At 72.0% G+C, this 16578-nt stretch carries 13 protein-coding genes; 9 read left to right on the top strand and 4 right to left on the bottom strand.

The window, feature by feature from the left end:
* Positions 1 to 31 precede the first annotated feature (31 nt).
* A complete protein-coding gene (ddaH, locus tag ACZ6MZ_RS26595) occupies positions 32 to 877 on the top strand; it encodes a dimethylargininase (RefSeq protein ID WP_384192305.1) in 846 nt (281 codons plus the stop codon).
* Positions 878 to 980: 103 nt separating this feature from the next.
* Positions 981 to 1712 (top strand): Clp protease N-terminal domain-containing protein, encoded by a 732-nt coding sequence (locus ACZ6MZ_RS26590; RefSeq protein ID WP_469354811.1) that lies wholly within the window; start codon positions 981 to 983, stop codon positions 1710 to 1712.
* Positions 1713 to 1824: 112 nt separating this feature from the next.
* Here ACZ6MZ_RS26590 and ACZ6MZ_RS26585 read toward each other — a convergent pair whose 3' ends face one another.
* Positions 1825 to 2829, bottom strand: coding sequence for a small ribosomal subunit Rsm22 family protein (locus ACZ6MZ_RS26585; RefSeq protein WP_469354809.1), 1005 nt, complete (start codon positions 2827 to 2829; stop codon positions 1825 to 1827).
* 139 nt (positions 2830 to 2968) lie between these two features.
* Between ACZ6MZ_RS26585 and ACZ6MZ_RS26580 the strand changes: the two genes are divergently transcribed.
* Positions 2969 to 4291 carry a hypothetical protein gene (locus ACZ6MZ_RS26580; protein WP_469354807.1) on the top strand — a complete coding sequence of 441 codons (1323 nt, stop codon included), beginning with the start codon at positions 2969 to 2971 and terminating at the stop codon, positions 4289 to 4291.
* Positions 4292 to 4318: 27 nt separating this feature from the next.
* On the opposite strand, the gene ACZ6MZ_RS26575 is transcribed toward ACZ6MZ_RS26580, so the two are convergent.
* Positions 4319 to 5731 carry a multidrug effflux MFS transporter gene (locus ACZ6MZ_RS26575; protein ID WP_469354806.1) on the bottom strand — a complete coding sequence of 471 codons (1413 nt, stop codon included), beginning with the start codon at positions 5729 to 5731 and terminating at the stop codon, positions 4319 to 4321.
* A 66-nt stretch (positions 5732 to 5797) separates the two neighbouring features.
* On the opposite strand from ACZ6MZ_RS26575, the gene ACZ6MZ_RS26570 reads away from it, so the two are divergent.
* Entirely contained in the window at positions 5798 to 6805 is a 1008-nt protein-coding gene (locus tag ACZ6MZ_RS26570) for a Gfo/Idh/MocA family protein (protein ID WP_384192294.1), read from the top strand.
* Between the two features lie 47 nt (positions 6806 to 6852).
* Here ACZ6MZ_RS26570 and ACZ6MZ_RS26565 read toward each other — a convergent pair whose 3' ends face one another.
* Entirely contained in the window at positions 6853 to 8493 is a 1641-nt protein-coding gene (locus ACZ6MZ_RS26565; RefSeq protein ID WP_469354805.1) for an alkaline phosphatase D family protein, read from the bottom strand.
* Positions 8494 to 8638: 145 nt separating this feature from the next.
* Here ACZ6MZ_RS26565 and ACZ6MZ_RS26560 point away from each other — a divergent pair, with 145 nt between their 5' ends.
* From ACZ6MZ_RS26560 to ACZ6MZ_RS26540, 5 genes are all read left to right on the top strand, one after another.
* On the top strand, positions 8639 to 9409 hold the full coding sequence (locus tag ACZ6MZ_RS26560) for an SDR family oxidoreductase (RefSeq protein WP_384192288.1): 771 nt from the start codon (positions 8639 to 8641) through the stop codon (positions 9407 to 9409).
* Between the two features lie 42 nt (positions 9410 to 9451).
* Complete coding sequence (locus ACZ6MZ_RS26555; protein WP_469354802.1) at positions 9452 to 10360, top strand: PhzF family phenazine biosynthesis protein; 909 nt, start codon at positions 9452 to 9454, stop codon at positions 10358 to 10360.
* 109 nt (positions 10361 to 10469) lie between these two features.
* Complete coding sequence (locus ACZ6MZ_RS26550; RefSeq protein ID WP_469354800.1) at positions 10470 to 13121, top strand: helix-turn-helix transcriptional regulator; 2652 nt, start codon at positions 10470 to 10472, stop codon at positions 13119 to 13121.
* Positions 13122 to 13353: 232 nt separating this feature from the next.
* Positions 13354 to 13626, top strand: coding sequence for a hypothetical protein (locus ACZ6MZ_RS26545; protein ID WP_469354798.1), 273 nt, complete (start codon positions 13354 to 13356; stop codon positions 13624 to 13626).
* A 202-nt stretch (positions 13627 to 13828) separates the two neighbouring features.
* Positions 13829 to 15082 (top strand): sensor histidine kinase, encoded by a 1254-nt coding sequence (locus tag ACZ6MZ_RS26540; protein ID WP_469354796.1) that lies wholly within the window; start codon positions 13829 to 13831, stop codon positions 15080 to 15082.
* Between the two features lie 109 nt (positions 15083 to 15191).
* On the opposite strand, the gene ACZ6MZ_RS26535 is transcribed toward ACZ6MZ_RS26540, so the two are convergent.
* Positions 15192 to 16244 (bottom strand): alpha/beta hydrolase, encoded by a 1053-nt coding sequence (locus tag ACZ6MZ_RS26535; RefSeq protein WP_469354794.1) that lies wholly within the window; start codon positions 16242 to 16244, stop codon positions 15192 to 15194.
* Positions 16245 to 16578 lie beyond the last annotated feature (334 nt).

Raw genomic sequence — 16578 nt, 5'->3', positions numbered from 1 at the left:
CAGAGCGGACCATGGCTTCCACGCACACGTCGTGCGTACTGCCGCTCGTGAGGAGCCCTCATTGCCTCGTGATGCCTCACCCCGCCGCTATCTCATGTGTCCCCCGCACCACTTCAGGGTGACGTACTCGATCAATCCCTGGATGGATCCGGCGAAGCCGGTGGACCTGCCGCTCGCCCTCACCCAGTGGGAAGACCTCCGGGACCGCTATCTCGCTCTCGGCCACACCGTCTCGCTGCTGGAGCCGAGCCCCGATCTGCCCGACATGGTGTTCGCCGCGAACGGCGCCACGGTCATCGACGGCCGGGTGCTCGGCGCCCGCTTCGCCCATCAGGAACGTACGCGCGAGGCGGAGGCGCATCTCGCCTGGTTCCGCGCCCAGGGCTACACCGAGATCCACGAGCCCGCACACATCAACGAGGGCGAGGGCGACTTCGCCGTCACCGCGTCCTATCTGCTGGCCGGGCGCGGCTTCCGCTCCAGCCCGCTCTCCCACGACGAGGCGCAGGAGTTCTTCGGCCGCCCGGTGATCGGCCTGGATCTCGTCGATCCGCGCTACTACCACCTGGACACGGCCCTCGCCGTGCTGGACGACACGGCCGACGAGATCATGTACTACCCCGGCGCCTTCTCCCCCGGCAGCCGGGCCGTGCTCGCCCGGCTCTTCCCCGACGCGCTCATCGCCGACGAGGCGGACGCGTCGGCGCTCGGTCTGAACGCGGTGAGCGACGGCCGCCATGTGCTGCTGCCGCAAGCCGCGGCCGGGCTCTTCACCCCGCTGCGCGAGCGGGGGTACGAACCGCTCGGCATGGACCTCGGGGAGCTGCTCAAGGGCGGCGGCAGCGTGAAGTGCTGCACCCAGGAGCTGCGGCCTTAGATGGGCGAGGCCGAGCGGCCCACAGCCCCTACGGCCGCCGAACCCCCTACCGTGATGTCAACCACGGGTTGACAGGAATCGACTGTCAACCTAGGGTTGCCTCATGGTGGAACCGACTCAGATAAATAATCCCGTACGCCTCGACGACCTCATCGAGGCGATCAAGAAGGTGCACGGCGACGCCCTCGATCAGCTCCAGAGCGCTGTCGTGGCCGCTGACCATCTCGGCGAAGTGGCCGACCACCTCATCGGCCACTTCGTCGACCAGGCCCGCCGCTCCGGCGCCTCGTGGACCGAGATCGGCAAGTCCATGGGCGTCACACGGCAGGCCGTCCAGAAGCGGTTCGTGACGAAAGACGAGCCGGCGCCCGACGCGAAGCAGGACTTCGGCAGGTTTACCCCGCGGGCCAGGAGCGTGGTCGTCGCGGCCCAGAACAAGGCCCGCGAAGGTGGTCACACGCAGATCGGCACAGGGCATATCGTGCTCGGCCTGCTCAACGACCCGGAGGGGCTGGCCGCACAGGTGCTCGTCGCCCAGGGCGTACAGCTGGAGACGGTCGGGGAGGCCGTGGCCGAGGCGCTGCCGGAGCCCTCCGGTGAGCCCGTGCCCGACCTCGTGCCCTTCGACGCCCGGGCGAAGAAGGCCCTCGAGCTCACCTTCCGCGAGGCGCTGCGGCTGGGCCACAACTACGTCGGCACGGAGCACCTGTTGCTGGCACTGCTGGAGCAGGAGGACGGCGAGGGCGTGCTCAGCGGGCTCGGCCTCAACAAGACGAGCACTGAGGAGTACGTGTCGGCCGCCCTGATCGCGATCCGGGAGAAGCTCCAGGAGTAGTAGTGGCGCACCGGCCCGCCCGTGCCCGGCGTGCGGGCCATCACAGCAGCGCACGCCGTCAGAAGGTGAGCGAGACGCGCAATGGCTCAGCAGCCGCCCCCCTGTCCCGGGTTCAGTCGACCGCATCAGGCGGGGGCGGCCAGGTGTCGCCCCACGCCGTATCGCGCGCCGCCCGGTACAGCGCGCCGTGCCGCTTGGCGACCGTCTCCCGCCGCAGTCCGTCGTCCACGGTGCACAGTTCGAGCAGCACCTGCCCCTTGCGGATCTGTGGCTTCCGGGTCACCCGGCCCACCGCCGGCCGCGCCTCGAAGCGCACCGCCGCGACATAGCTGAACTTCTCGTCCTCGTACGGCAGCGTGCCTCCCTTCACCTGACGGTGCAGCGAGGACCGGCTGACCCGCGCCGCGAAGTGACACCAGTCGGTGCCCCGCTCGATCGGGCAGGCGCCGTCGTGCGGGCAGGGCGCCGCGATCCGCAGCCCCGCCGCGATCAGCCGGTCGCGGGCCTCGATGACGCGCAGATAGCCGTCGGGAGTGCCCGGCTCCACGATCACCACCGCCTGGGCGACCCGTGCGGCTTCGGCGACGAGCGCGCCGCGGTCCCGCTCGGCCAGTTCCTTCAGTACGTACGAGACCGTCACCAGATCGCTCTCGGGCAGCTTCAGCGCCGCGCCGATCCTGGCCTGCCGCCACTCGGCGGCGCGCGGCCCGGGGGCCCCGGAGGCTTCCGCCAGCTCACGGCCGAGGGTAAGCGCGGGCTCGGCCCAGTCCAGGACGGTGGTGGTACGGGGCTCCGCCCAGGTCGCGTCCGCCGCCCAGACCGCGGCGCCGGTCCCGCCGCCCACATCGAGGTGGCTGCCCGGCACCCAGTCGGGCGCGGCGACGGCCAGGCCGTCCAGCGCGGCTCGTACGGCTTCGAACGTCGCGGGCATCCGGTAGGCGGCGTAGGCGGCCACATCGGACCGGTCCCGGAGCACGGGCGCGTCCGTGGGGGTGGCCCCGCGGTAGTTGGCGATCAGCCGCTCGACGGCCTGTGCGGCCTGCTTGGGCGGCAGCCCGTCGAGCAGTCCGGCGAGCGCGGCGCGCAGCGCGTCGGCGGTGGGGAGAGTGGCGTTCACCGCAGAATTCTAGTGCCCCTCGCGGCCTGGAGCGGGCCGGGAGGCTTCCCCGGCCCCGTACCACCGATCGAACTGCTGAGTGCCTGGGCGCAGTTGCTACGCTGACGATCGTTGTTCGGCAGCAGCTGTCAGGGGGACCATGAGACAGAGGGTCGTACGCGTGTCCCTGGTGGCGGGCGTGATCGTGCTGGCGCTGCTGCTTCTGCTCGCCACCTGCGGCGGAAGCGGCGACAGCAAGGACGACAAGGGTGACGGCCCGCCCAAGAAGCCCGTGCGGAACAGCGCGGCGCCGGCGACACAGCTGACCGTCCCGCCCTCGTACGACACCCAGCACGGCTGGGAGATCATCGGCGCCTCCCCCGAGTACGCCGTCGCCACCGCCGCGGGCAGTCTCGCCTATCTCCAGCGCGTCGACGAGGTCCAGTTCCGGCTGCGGACGCTGGACCCGGCGACCGGCAAGCGCGGCTGGGACGGCGCGCCCTGGCGGCCGCTCTTCTCCCCCGACCGCTTCCCCCGGCTGCTGTCCGTCGCCAAGGGCGGTCAGGAGTACTTCGTCACCTGGTCGTACGGAAAGCTCAAGGCGGACGTGCTGACCCACTCGGACTCCATCGTCTCCCTCGATGTGTACCGCGTCTCCGACGGCTCCTGGCGGCGGGTCGAGGTCCCCTGGACCGACGCGCCGACCGTCACCGCCACCGGCCCCGGCATCCTGATCACCGACTCCAAGGCCACCAGCGCGGTCGTCGACCCGGCGACCGGTGATGTGGTCAAGGCCCCGCCGGGCACGCTCGGCTACCCCAAGGGCTGTACGGAATGCCGCAGGCTGACCGAGGTGCGCGGGGTGACCGACAAGGGGCTGCTGGTCAGCGGGGCCAGGGAGTTCTGGGTGCGCGGCGGCTGGTTCAGCCGGAAGGTCGCGCCGAAGGACACGGAGCCCACCTCGGGGGTGCCGACCTCGACGGCGCCCGGCTACGTCCTCGCCAAGTGGCAGCGGAAGAAGGGCGCCAAGGACGCCGCCACGCACGAGGTGTGGGCGCTGCACGACGCGACGACCGGCAAGACCGTCGCCCAGGTGCGGTGCCGTAAACCGGCTATCGCGCCGGGCACCGATCCGCGGCTGGTCGTCTCCCCGAACGGTCGCTATCTGATCGCCGGGAGGCTCGCCTTCGCCGTGGAGACCAAGACCGCCTACTGCTTCGAGGAGTCGGACGGCACCAAGCCGCTGACGCTGACCACCGTGACGGACCAGGGCACGGCCTACGGCGCGACGGGCGCCCGCAGCGCGGCGGACGCCCTGGCGGGCGGTGGCACCCCGGTCACGGTGGACCTCACCGCCGGGACGCCCAAGGCCCTCGCCCCCAATGTCCGGCTGCCCAGCGGGGAGGCCACCGGGGTCGGCCTCTTCCGCTGGACGGACACGAACGACACGCTGCATCTGATCGGGTACGCGCAGCGCGGCTGAATCCCTGCCGGGCAGGACCTGGTGGGGTCAGGCGACGGGCCGCTGCTCCATGGCCCGCCGGTGCTCCCAGGGGCGTACGAGACCCAGGAAGCAGCCGAGCGAACCGAGCGCGCACACCAGCTGGACGACGGCCATCGGGACCGCCGTCTCCTCGCCCGCGATACCCACGAGCGGCGAGGCGATGGCGCCGATCAGGAACGACGCCGTACCGATGAGCGCGGAGGCCGAGCCCGCGGCGTGCGGGGTCCGCATCAGCGCCTGGGCGTTGGTGTTGGGCATCGCCAGACCCATCGCGGACATCAGCACGAACAGCCCCGCCGCGACCGGGAAGAGCCCCACGCGGCCGAACACCCCGCTGGTCATCAGCAGCAGCGCCAGCGCGGCGAGCGTGATGACGAGGAGCCCGAAGCCCAGCACCCGGTCCATGCTGACCCGGCCGACCAGCACCTTGCCGTTGATCTGGCCGACGGTGATCAGTCCGACGGAGTTGATGCCGAAGAGCAGGCTGAAGGTCTGCGGTGAGGCGCCGTAGATGGCCTGCACCACGAACGGTGAGGCGGAGACGTACGCGAACAGCGCGGCGAAGGCGAGGCCGCCCGCGAGCGTGTAGCCGGTGAAAACCCGGTCGGCGAGCAGTCCGCGCATCGTACGCAGCGCCTCGCCGACGCCGCCGCTGTGCCGCTTCTCGGGCGGCAGCGTCTCGTGCAGCCACTTCCAGACGACGAAGGTGAGGACGGCGCCGATCACCGTGAGGACGACGAAGATGCCCCGCCAGTCGGTGAGGCGCAGCACCTGTCCGCCGATCACGGGCGCGATGACCGGCGCGACGCCGGAGATCAGCATCAGGGTGGAGAAGAAGCGGGCCATTTCCACGCCGTCGTACAGGTCACGCACCACCGCGCGGGCGATCACGATGCCCGCCGCGCCGGCGAGGCCCTGCAGGAGCCGGAAGCCGATGAGAAGTTCGGTGGTGGGGGCCAGGGCGCAGATGGCCGTGGCGATGACATAGACGACCATGCCGAGGAGCAGCGGTCTGCGCCGTCCCCATTTGTCGCTCATGGGTCCGACGACGATCTGGCCGAGCGCCATGCCCGCGAGGCAGGCGGTGAGCGTGATCTGGACGGTCGCGGCGGGTGAGTTCAGCGCGCTGGTGACCTCGGGCAGGGCCGGGAGGTACATGTCCATGGAGAGCGGGGGCAGTGCGGTGAGCCCGCCGAGAATGAGCGTGACCAGCAGCCCGACGCGGCGTGCCGCGGCCACGGGGGCGGTGTCTGTCGTGGGGGTGCCGGCCGCCCTGGCGGCGGCCACCCGCTCCTGCGGGGAAGCCTGTGCGGGGGCCGGCCGCTGCCCCGGGATCTGTGCCGAGCGGCGCTGCTCGGGCCGTATGTGTCCTTCGCGTCCTTGAGTGGTCTGGCCGCCGTCCGGCATCCGTATCTCCATGTCGTCGAATCCTTACCTATGCTCTCAGCTCAGCCGGAGTGGTCGAGACCCATTAATGAGGCAGCTATGACAGCGGGACAGGTGGCACAGGACCGAGCCGTGCGCTGGGGCGTCGTGGCGACGGGCGGGATCGCCGCGCGGTTCACGGCCGATGTGCTGGAGATGGCGGACGCCGAGGTCGTGGCGGTGGCCTCGCGCAGTGACGCCGGCGCGAAGGAGTTCGCCGGCCGGTTCGGGATCCCGCGGGCGTACGGCGAGTGGGCCGCGCTCGTCGCCGACGAGGAGGTGGACGTCGTATACGTCGCCACGCCGCACTCCGCCCACCGGGCCGCCGCCGGACTGGCCCTCGCCGCCGGAAAGCCGGTGCTGTGCGAGAAGGCGTTCACGCTGAACGCCCGGGAGGCCGGGGAGCTGGTCTCGCTCGCCCGGGACCGGGGCCTCTTCCTGATGGAAGCCATGTGGATGTACTGCAACCCGGTGATCCGCCGCATGGTGGAGCTGGTCCGGGACGGCGCGATCGGTGATATCCGTACCGTCCAGGCGGACTTCGGCCTCCAGGGCCCCTTCGCCCCCGACCACCGGCTGCGCGACCCGGCCCTCGGCGGCGGCGCCGTACTCGACCTCGGGGTCTATCCGGTGTCCTTCGCCCAGCTGCTGCTGGGCGAGCCCGACCGCGTCCAGGCGGACGCGCTGCTCTCGCCCGAGGGTGTGGACCTCAACACCGGGATGCTGCTGGGCTGGGACTCGGGGGCGACCGCGCTGCTGACCTGCTCGGTGACGGCCGGCACCCCGGTGACGGCGGCGGTGACGGGCACGGCGGGGCGCATCGAGGTCCCGGCCGGCTTCTTCCACCCCGAGCGCTTCGTCCTGCACCGGGACGGCGCCGAGCCCGAGGAGTTCACGGCCACGAGCGGACTGCACGGGATGCAGCACGAGGCGGCCGAGGTGATGCGCTGTCTGCGGGCCGGCGAGCCGGAATCCCCGCTGGTGCCGCTGGACGGCACCCTCGCGGTGATGCGGACGCTCGACGCGGTACGGGACCGCATCGGCGTCCGCTTCCCCGTGGACGCGTAGGCCCTGCCCGGTCGCTCTTCGCGGGGACACGGCCCGGTGGGCGGATGTCAGGCCGGTTCGAGGCCAGGACGGCCCGCCTCGGTCACGAAGGACGCCACCGTCGTGACCGGGGCGCCGGGCGTCGTGACGGCGGAGACCGTCCTGAAGTCCGCCCGCGCCTGCGCGTCGCCGAGCGCCACGGTCACATAGCCGCGCCGCCCGTTGTAGAACTTCATGTGCGCGTTGGCCGCCATGAGCGTGGCCCAGTCGGCCGGCTTGTCCGCGCCGTCCTTGCCGCTGGCGATGGAGGTCGCCACGATCTCCGTGCCGAGGGTGCGCGACTCCGGGTCGTTCCAGTCCTTCTTCAGGTCGTACGCGTTACCCGTGTGCACGTCGCCGGTCAGCACCATGAAGTTCTCGATCCCGGCCGCCTCGACGCCGTCCAGGAGGCGCTGCCGGGAGGCCGGGTAGCCGTCCCACGCGTCCATCGACAGCTTGAAGCCTTCCGTCGGAAGGTTGCGGCGCCGGGCGAAGGTCACCTGCTGCGGTACGACGTTCCAGGTCGCCGTGGAGTTCTTCCAGCCGTCCAGCAGCCACCGCTCCTGGGCCTCACCGGTCATCGTGCGCGACGCGTCCTCGGACTCCGGGCCCGGCACCTGCCAGCCGTCGCCGTACGCCTGGTCGGAGCGGTACTGCCGGGTGTCGAGGATGTCGAACCGCGCGAGCCGCCCGAAGTCCAGCCGGCGGTAGAGCCGCATGTCCGGGCCGGTGGGCCGCTGCGGGGCGCGCAGCGGCTGGTTCTCCCAGTACGCGCGGTAGGCGGAGGCCCTGCGCAGCAGGAACTCCTCCGGCGGTACGTCGTTCTCGGGGGTGCCGCCCGCGTAGTTGTTCTCGGTCTCGTGGTCGTCCCAGGTGACGACGAAGGGGTGCGCGGCGTGCGCGGCCCGCAGGTCCGGGTCGGACTTGTAGAGGGCGTACCGCAGCCGGTAGTCCTCCAGCGTGACGGTCTCGCGGTTGTAGTGCGCGGGCAGCCGGCGGTCGGTGTAGCCGCGGGCGCCGCCGACCGCGGTCACGGCGTACTCGTACAGATAGTCGCCGAGGTGGAAGACGACATCGAGGTCCTCCTCCGCGAGGTGCTTGTACGCGGTGAAGTAGCCGTCGTGGTACGCCTGGCAGGAGACGGCGGCGAAGGTGAGCGCCGTGATCCGGGCGTCGCGGGCGGGGGCGGTACGGGTGCGGCCGACGGGGCTGAGCCAGGTACCGGCGCGGAAGCGGTAGTAGTACACCCGGCCGGAGTCCAGCCCCTCCACGGCGACATGGACGCTGTGGTGCAGTTCGGGGTGGGCGTCGGCCCGGCCGCGCCTGGCGATCCGGGTGAAGCCCGCGTCGTGGGCCAGCTCCCAGCGCACGGAGACCCGGTTCGCGGGCAGGCCGGTGTCCGCCTCGTACGGGCGGGGCGCGAGCCGGGTCCAGAGCAGCACGCTGTCCGGGCGCGGGTCGCCGGAGGCGACGCCGAGCGTGAACGGGTCCTCGGTGATCTTCCCGGCGTCCAGCTCCGCGGCGCTCGCGACGCCGAAGGACGGCAGGTTGACGGCGAAGGCGAGCGCGGCGGCGGCCGCGGTGCCGGTGAGGAAGCGGCGGCGGCCGAGGTGCGCGGCGGCGGCCCTGAGCTCGGGTGCGTGGGTGCCCTGTGCGTGGCGGTGTGTCATGTGCCCCTCCCCTGACGACGGCTGTCCCGGGCTATTGCAGTCGGGGGCGGCGGCGCCCTGTTGTCGGGTACACAACATGCACATGGCGGACGGATGAGGTCCGGGTGCTGTGCGCACAGTTGTATCTCACGTACGCTGCGTCGCCATGAATGCCATGCGGAAGATCGACACCCCCCGGAAGATCGCCGTGGTGACAGGGGCGGGCTCGGGCATCGGACGGGCGGTCTCACGGGCGCTGAGCGGCGCGGGCTGGTCGGTGGTGCTGGCGGGACGGCGCACGGAAACCCTGGAGGAGACGGCGCGCGCGGCGGGCGGTGACTCGCTGTGCGTACGGACCGATGTGTCGCTCCCGGAGGACGTCGACGCGCTGTTCGCGGCGGTGGGTGAGCGGTACGGCAGGATCGATCTGCTCTTCAACAACGCCGGCACGTTCGGGCCCGGGGGTATGGCGCTGGAGGACCTGCCGTACTCGGCCTGGCGGAAGGTGGTGGACACCAATCTGACCGGCACGTTCCTCTGTGCCCAGGCGGCGTTCCGGATGATGAAGGCGCAGGATCCGCAGGGCGGCCGGATCATCAACAACGGCTCGGTCTCGGCGCACGCGCCCCGCCCGGACTCGGTGGCCTACACGGCCACGAAGCACGGCATGACCGGGCTCACCAAGTCGCTCTCCCTGGACGGCCGTCGCTACCGCATCGCGTGCGGCCAGATCGACATCGGCAACGCGGCGACCGATATGACGGAGCGGATGCGGCGGGGGGTTCCGCAGGCGAACCGGGAGCTGGCGGTGGAGCCGGTGATGGACGCGGCCGATGTGGCGACGACGGTGCTGCACATGGCGGAGCTGCCGTTGGAGGCGAATATCCAGTTCGCCACGGTGCTGGCGACGGCGATGCCGTTCGTGGGCCGGGGCTGACGCCCGGGAATGCGCGCGGGCGGCGGCGCCGTTGGCCCAGGCATGAGCCCGCACACCTCCGCCGCGCCCGGCCCCGCCGCGCCCGCCGCCGTCCTCCGGTACACCGCCTTCTCCAGCGATCCCCGGGGCGGCAACCCCGCCGGTGTCGTCCTGGACGCGGCCGGGCTCGGTGACGACGAGATGCTCTCGATCGCGGCGCAGCTGGGATACAGCGAATCCGCGTTCCTGACCGCGCCGCCCGAGGGGCTCGGCGAGCCGGGCCGGGCATTTACCATCCGGTACTTCAGCCCCAAGGCGGAGGTCCCCTTCTGCGGCCACGCCACGGTCGCCACCGCCGTCGCCCTCGCCGACCGGGCCGGCCCCGGTGAGCTGGTCTTCGAGACCCGCGCCGGGACCGTGCCGGTGACCGTCACCGAGACGGACGGGGTGCTGCGCGCCACCCTCACCAGCGTCGAGCCGTACGTGACCGGCGTCGACGAGCAGGACGTACGGGAGGCCCTCGCCGCGCTCGGCTGGCCGGCGGCCGATCTCGACCCGGCCCTGCCGCCCCGTATCGCCTTCGCCGGAGCCCGCCATCTCGTCCTCGCCGCCGCGAGCCGGGCCCGGCTCGCCGACCTCTCGTACGACTTCGACCGTCTCGAAGCGCTCATGCGGCGGCTTGATCTGACGACGGTTCAGCTGGTGTGGCGGGCGTCCGCCGCCGTGTTCCATGTCCGCGACCCGTTCCCGGTGGGCGGGGTCGTCGAGGATCCGGCGACGGGGGCCGCGGCGGCGGCGTTCGGTGCGTACGCCCGTGAACTCGGCGCCGTACCCGACGAGTCGGTGCTCACCCTGCACCAGGGCGAGGACATGGGCCGTTCCGGCGTACTGACGGTGGAACTGCGCGCGGGTGACCCGCGCGTCCGCGTGGGCGGCGCGGGGGCGCCGATTCCGGAGCCGTCCGACGGCTGAGGGCCACCGCTCCCGGTCCGGTTTCGGCCAGCCCGCCGATCGCACGCCCGGCAGGAGTCTGCTGATGTCAGACTTTGTCCGCACGCACGGACCAACCGGGGGGGTTCTGATGTCTGTCGTCGGCCGCACCACACCCATGCCGTTCACCGGCCGCACCGAGGAACTCACGGCGCTGCACGCCGCGTTGCGCCGGCCCGGCTGCAAGGGAGCGGCCGTCACGGGCGCGCCTGGCGTCGGCAAGAGCCGGCTCGCGGAGGAGTTCGTGGTCCTGACCGGTCCTGCCCACCGGACCGTGCGGGTGCTGGCCACCCTGACGGCGTCGACCGTGCCGTTGTCCGCGCTCGCTCCCCTGCTTCCCGCGCACGCCGGCGCCGAGGACCCGGCCGTGTTCTTCCGTGAGGTGCGCCAGTCGTTCGCGGCCACCGGCGGCGGCTCTCGTACGGTGCTGCTGGTGGACGACGTACACCTCCTGGACCCCACATCACTGGCCCTGCTCGGGCAGCTGGCCGCCGACTCGTCCGTGTTCCTCGTCGCCACCCTGCCCACGGACGCCGACTGGCCGGACGTCCTTCATTCCCTGTGGCGCGCGGACGCTCTGGACCACCTCCGGCTGACCGCGTTCAGCCGTCCCGAGATGGCGGGCCTGCTGCGGGCGGCCCTCGCCGGTGCGGTCTCGGCGCCCGCCGAGCTCGCCCTGTGGGAGGTCGGCCTCGGCAACGCGCTGTGGACGCGGGAAGTGGTACGGACGGCCGTGCGGGACGGGTCGCTGGTCCAGGTGGACGGGGTGTGGTGTCTGGCGCGGCCGCTGAAGCGGCTTCCCGCGGTCGTTCCGTTCGCGGACCGGATGAGAGACCTGCCCAAGGACCGGCGCACCGTGCTGGAACTGCTGGCGCTGTGCGGTCCTGTCGGCCTCGACGACGCTCTGGAGCACGCCGACGCCGACGCCCTGGTCGACCTGGAAGTGCTCGATGTGCTGACCGTACGGCTGGAGGACCGGCGCGAGCGGGTCGCCCTGGCTCATCCCTGGCAGGCGCGGCTGCTGCGCGACGCGATACCCAGAACCCGGGCCAGACAGTTGCTGCGCCGGCAGGCGGAGCGGGTCCGCGGGTACGGGGCCCGCCGCGTCGGCGACGCTCTCGACCTCGCCTGCTGGGACCTCGACGCCAACGGCACGGCGGACCCGGCCCTGCTGGTGCGCGCCGCGGCCCAGGCCCTGCACGCCGAGGACCTGGCCACGATGCGCCGTCTCGCCGGAGCGGCCCTGGTGCACGGACCGGATGTACGGGCCTGTCTGATGCTCGGTGAAGCCCTCGGCCAGCAAGGTGAGTTCGGCGAGGCCATCCCCGTCCTGGAGCGGGCCTTCGGCGCGGCCGCGACCGAGGAGGACGTGCAGGCGGCCGCCGCGGTTCTCGCTCAGCACTGCCTCTACGGGCTCGGGGACCTGGAACGGGCACGCGCGGTGCTCCGGGAGGCCGCCGTACGGATCCGCAGCCGCCCGCTGCCCGTCGCCTACGAGGCCACCCTGCTGACCGCGGTGGGCCGGACGGGCGAAGCGGCCGCGCTGTTCGCCGGGCAGACGGCCCCGGATCCGCGTCGCCCGACCGCCATGGCGGGCCAGGAGTACGTGGCACACCTGCACGCCCGGTTACGGATCGAGCTCGGCGCCGGCCTCGTGGAGGACGCCGTACGCACCGGACGCGAGGTGTACGCGGCGCACTGCGACCTGGCGGACCGCTGGGCCGCCTACTATCCCGCGCGCCACCTGTACCTGCTGGCCGCGGCGCTGCTGGAGTCGGGACGTACGGAGGAGGCGGAGCGGACGGCCCGTGAGGGCCGGGAGACCATGGGCGCGCCGGTGCCCGCGCTCACCGTCTGGTTCTCCTGGGTGCTGGGCCGCATCGCGCTCGAACGCGGACAGGTCGCCGCGTCCGTCGCGCACTTCCGGGAGGCACGGGCCCAGGCGCTGCTGTGCGGACAGCCGTTCGCCGGGCAGCGCGCCCTCGCCGGCCTCGTCCTGGCGACGGCCCACGCGGGCCGGATCGCCCCCGAGGCCGAGGAGCTCGCGGCTCTCGCGGCGCGGCCGGCGTCGCCGCTGTGCGGGCTGGACACGCTTCGCGCGCACGGCTGGGTCCTGTTGCTCCGCGGCGAGACGCCACGGGCACGGCGGTTACTGCGGCGGACCGCTGACGACGCGCTGGCGGCGGGTGAGGTCTCCGGCGCCGTCACCGTCCTGCACGACCTGGTCCGGTGGGGCGTGGTGGAGGCCGCCGAGGATCTGCGGGCGGCGGCCGCGCGGATGCAGGGTCCGTTCGCCGCCGCCCGGGCCGCGCACGCCGCCGCGGTCCTGGGGCCGCCCGGCGGGACGGCCTTCGAGGAGGCCGCCGCGCTCCTGGAGGCGCTGGGCGCCGGTCTCCAGGCGGCGGAAGCACTGGTCGCGGCGGCAGGCCGGTGGTCCGCCTCGGGGCAGCCGTCCCGGGCGACGCGAGCGGCGGCGCACGCACGGATCCTGCTGGAGCGCTGCCCGGACGCGGCGACACCCGCCCTCAGTGACGCCTCGGCGCCCGAACCGCTCAGCTCGCGCGAACGGGACATCGCGCTGATGGCGGCCCGGGGACGTACCAGCAGGGAGATCGCCGAGGCGTGCGTGCTGTCGGTACGGACGGTCGAGAACCATCTGAGCCGCGTCTACCGCAAGCTGGGCGTCTCCAGCCGGGCCACGCTCGCGGGGGTTCTCCTGCCGCGGCCTTCCTCCAGGTCCTGAGACCCCCGCCGCCCCCGGAGAGCAGACGCGGAGAGCAGACGCGGGGAGTAGACGCGGGGAGTAGACGCGGGCCGGAAGTTGAGTAGCCGACTGCTCTGTGGCGTGGCGGCCCGGGCCGCGATCGTTGTGTTCAGACGCGGAACCCCGCCGGCCACCCGGCCGGCTCGGCTCCCGGGCACCTGGGCCCGGAGTCAGTGGTCCCCGCGGCGCCATGAACAGAACGGGGAACGACATGACAAGCCGCCTGACGAGCCTGATCGCCACTGCCGCGACGGGTGCGATCCTCCTGGTGGGTGGAGCGGCCGCGACCAGCGCCGCCGCCGAGCCCACGACCACGGCGAGCACCGCCGAAGCCGCGCCGCTCCTGGTCTGGCAGAAGTACGGGAACTTCCCGCTCAGCCAGTGCGTCAACTGGGGCACTCTCCTGGTCAACAACGGCCAGGCCGCCGCATGGCAGTGCGTGTCCATCGGCTCCGGCATCCACGAGCTGTGGGTCCTGCGCTGATCCGAGCGGTTCCCATCCGCTGGTGAGGGTCCTCCTCCGGGGGGCACAGGGCGGAGGACCCTCACCGTGGCGGACCGGCTGCCGCGCGACGGCATCAACCCCTGTCCCTACGGGCAGCATCCGGCGGTACACGCACACACCCGCCGGGCCGGACCGACCCGGCGGGATGGCGCACATGGTTTACGGGGGAACCGTGAAAATGATGGACAGTCACGACCATATGAACCGTGCGGACGAGTCGACGGGCCGCAGACCCGTGGCGGTAGCCCCGCCCACACCCGGCAACCGGCTACCCGCACCCCGCATCGCACGCACCATCCTCATCACCGCGCTCCTGGGCTACGCGCTCCTCACCATCACCAGCATCCTCACCGCCGGAGTGTCCCCTACAGCCGAAGCGACCGGGCTGCTCCTGCTTCTGCCGATCCTCGCCCTGCAGCTTCTCCACTCCACACCCGGCGGCAACCAGGCACCTCTGCCCCGCACCTGCCTGATCCTCGCCCTCCAGGCGCTCCTTACCTATCTCCCACTCATCATCTTCCAGGCCTACTGGGAAACCATGGCCGGCTATCTCGCCGGCTCTTTACTCCTTCTCCTGCCGCCCCGAGTGTCCTGGCCCCTCTACGCCACCGTGGGACTCAGCATGCTCATCCCACCACTCCTGACCGGCCGGCCCCTCCTCGACAGCATCAACTTCACCCACACCACGCTCCTGACCGGACTCGTCCTCTACGGACTCACCCGTCTGGCGCACCTCATCACGGACCTCCACACCACCCGTGGGGAACTCGCCTGCCAGGCCGTCACCGGAGAGCGACTCCGCTTCGCCCGCGACCTCCACGACCTTCTTGGCTTCAGCCTCTCCGCCATCGCCCTCAAGACCGAACTCGTCCACCAGCTCGTCCCCACCCAACCCGACCGCGCCATGAAAGAGATCAACGAAGTTCTCACCCTGGCCGGCCAGTCCCTCACCGACGTCCGCAGAGCCGCCGGCGGCTACCGCGCCATCTCACTCCAGCAGGAGATCAGAACGGCACAATCCATGCTCCAGGCCGCCGGCATCCACGTACACGTAGAAATGGAACTCGCCACACTCTCCCCGCACATCGACACCGCACTCGCCACCACCCTGCGCGAAGCCGTCACCAATCTCCTCCGCCACAGCAGCGCCACCCACTGCCGCATCAGAGCCGTCCACCACGGCGGTGTCGTCCGGCTCCTCATCGAAAACGACGGCGCCGACCCCGGCTACCGCAATACCGCACCGCACAGCGGCAACGGACTCGGCAACCTTCAGGCGCGCATGACCGCCATCGGCGGACGCCTCAAAACCGGCCACGTAAAGGACGGCACATTCCGGCTCCTCGCCGAAGCACCCGCGAGACCCTCGGACACACCTGTGGAAGCCACGGGCGCCGCGGTGCCCGCCCCCGCCGGAAGGTCGCACATGTCCTGATCAGTCATCAGATCGTTCTCGGTGATACCGAGTGAGGCCAGTGTCTGCCACGGCCACACGGTGCCGATCGTGGTGCCGGAGGTCGTACCGTCGTCGTTCCTGAGCTCGCTCATGAGGCCCTCACGCTCGTCGTCGGCCGGGCGCGGCGGCGCGCGAAGCGCAGCCACAGCAGCTGGGAGATGAGCCAGCGCCGCATCGCGTCGAGATGGGCGGGCGAACCGTGCACGTCGTCGAACGTCTTGAACCGGACGTCGTCGAGCGTGCGGCGCAGCAGCGCCTGATCCGTGTCCGGGATGATCTCGTCGCGGCTGCTGGCGACGTACCGGACGGGTATCCGCACCTGCCGAAGCTGCTCCGGTGTGAGCGCGAACTGCGGTAGCTGGTGGCGGAGTTCGGTGAGGTCCTTGCTGCCGGTGAGGCGGCGCAGGGTGTCGGTCGTGATGCCGGGCACCCGAGGCCACCAGGCCTCGTCGGTGAAGAAGTCGGCGACGGGCGCGCCCACGGTGAGGACACGGCTGATGCGGGGGTCCTCGGCGGCGGCGCCCAGGGCGAGGTGGCCGCTGAAGCTGAGGGCCAGCATCGAGGTGTCGGAGACCTGGGCGCGGTCGGCGAGCTGGTCGAGCAGGAAGCTGAGGGTGCGCCAGGAGTCGGGGCCGTAGGTGACGGTGTTCTCGCCGACGCCCGGCAGCTCGGTGACGACGGCGGCGAAGCCGAGTTTGCGCAGCAGGGGCAGCAGCGGCGCCCACTGTTCCTTGACGCTGACGATGCCGCCCATGACGACCAGTAGCGGGCGGGACCTGTCGAGCCCGGCGGCCCAGCAGGCGACGGTGCCGTCGGCGTGGTCGAACTCCAGGCGCTCGATGCCGTCCTGGTCACCGCGCCACTGGTCGAAGGTGTCGACGCAGAGCCGCTGGGCGTGCAGGCGATCGGCGTCACCGTGGTACGGGAAACGGGCGAGCGCGTAGTGCCGGCACGCGTCGAGGAGGTCACCGCGGGTGGCGGCGGCCCGTCCCTCGGCGGTCCACACCGAGGCCCAGGAGTCCGGATCCCCCGTGGTGTCGTTGGTGATACGGGCGAGGACACGCGTGGCGTGCTCGGCCGTCATGCCCTGGCCCCGGGCGTGCAGGCGGGCGAATTCCTTGAGTTCTTCCAGATGATCCATGGCTGTCGAGTCACCGTCTTCGGTCAGTGGGTGGCGCCGTCGGGACGGCGCGGACTAGGGTCTTTCGTTTGGATCGGGCCGGATCAGGGAGCGGGGCCTGGTGCCGTGCATCGCAAGGCGGAGGAGGGAGTCATGGCGGAGCCATGGCGACCGACGACAACGCGGCGAGGTGCGGCACCAGGCCCCGCGAGCCCGGCATGATCCAAACGAAAGACCCTAGTCCGAAGGCCCGGTCGGCTGCGATGTCGTTCGGACGGCCCCGGACCTGACCGGGCCGGCCGATGCCGACCGGTGTCGTACGGCCTGTGAGCGAGGGCCGTACGACACCGGTGCG

The sequence above is a fragment of the Streptomyces sp. NPDC042201 genome, from assembly GCF_055582185.1.
This window is presented reverse-complemented; position numbering and strand designations above follow the sequence as displayed.

Excerpts from the sequence above, each read along its gene's own strand:
- ACZ6MZ_RS26565 (WP_469354805.1), bottom strand. The coding sequence starts at position 8,493 with ATGACACACCGCCACGCACAGGGCACCCACGCACCCGAGCTCAGGGCC.
- ACZ6MZ_RS26550 (WP_469354800.1), top strand. The coding sequence starts at position 10,470 with ATGTCTGTCGTCGGCCGCACCACACCCATGCCGTTCACCGGCCGCACC.
- ACZ6MZ_RS26570 (WP_384192294.1), top strand. The coding sequence starts at position 5,798 with ATGACAGCGGGACAGGTGGCACAGGACCGAGCCGTGCGCTGGGGCGTC.
- ACZ6MZ_RS26560 (WP_384192288.1), top strand. The coding sequence starts at position 8,639 with ATGAATGCCATGCGGAAGATCGACACCCCCCGGAAGATCGCCGTGGTG.
- ACZ6MZ_RS26555 (WP_469354802.1), top strand. The coding sequence starts at position 9,452 with ATGAGCCCGCACACCTCCGCCGCGCCCGGCCCCGCCGCGCCCGCCGCC.
- ACZ6MZ_RS26540 (WP_469354796.1), top strand. The coding sequence starts at position 13,829 with ATGGACAGTCACGACCATATGAACCGTGCGGACGAGTCGACGGGCCGC.
- ACZ6MZ_RS26575 (WP_469354806.1), bottom strand. The coding sequence starts at position 5,731 with ATGGAGATACGGATGCCGGACGGCGGCCAGACCACTCAAGGACGCGAA.
- ACZ6MZ_RS26535 (WP_469354794.1), bottom strand. The coding sequence starts at position 16,244 with ATGGATCATCTGGAAGAACTCAAGGAATTCGCCCGCCTGCACGCCCGG.
- ACZ6MZ_RS26580 (WP_469354807.1), top strand. The coding sequence starts at position 2,969 with ATGAGACAGAGGGTCGTACGCGTGTCCCTGGTGGCGGGCGTGATCGTG.
- ACZ6MZ_RS26545 (WP_469354798.1), top strand. The coding sequence starts at position 13,354 with ATGACAAGCCGCCTGACGAGCCTGATCGCCACTGCCGCGACGGGTGCG.
- ACZ6MZ_RS26590 (WP_469354811.1), top strand. The coding sequence starts at position 981 with ATGGTGGAACCGACTCAGATAAATAATCCCGTACGCCTCGACGACCTC.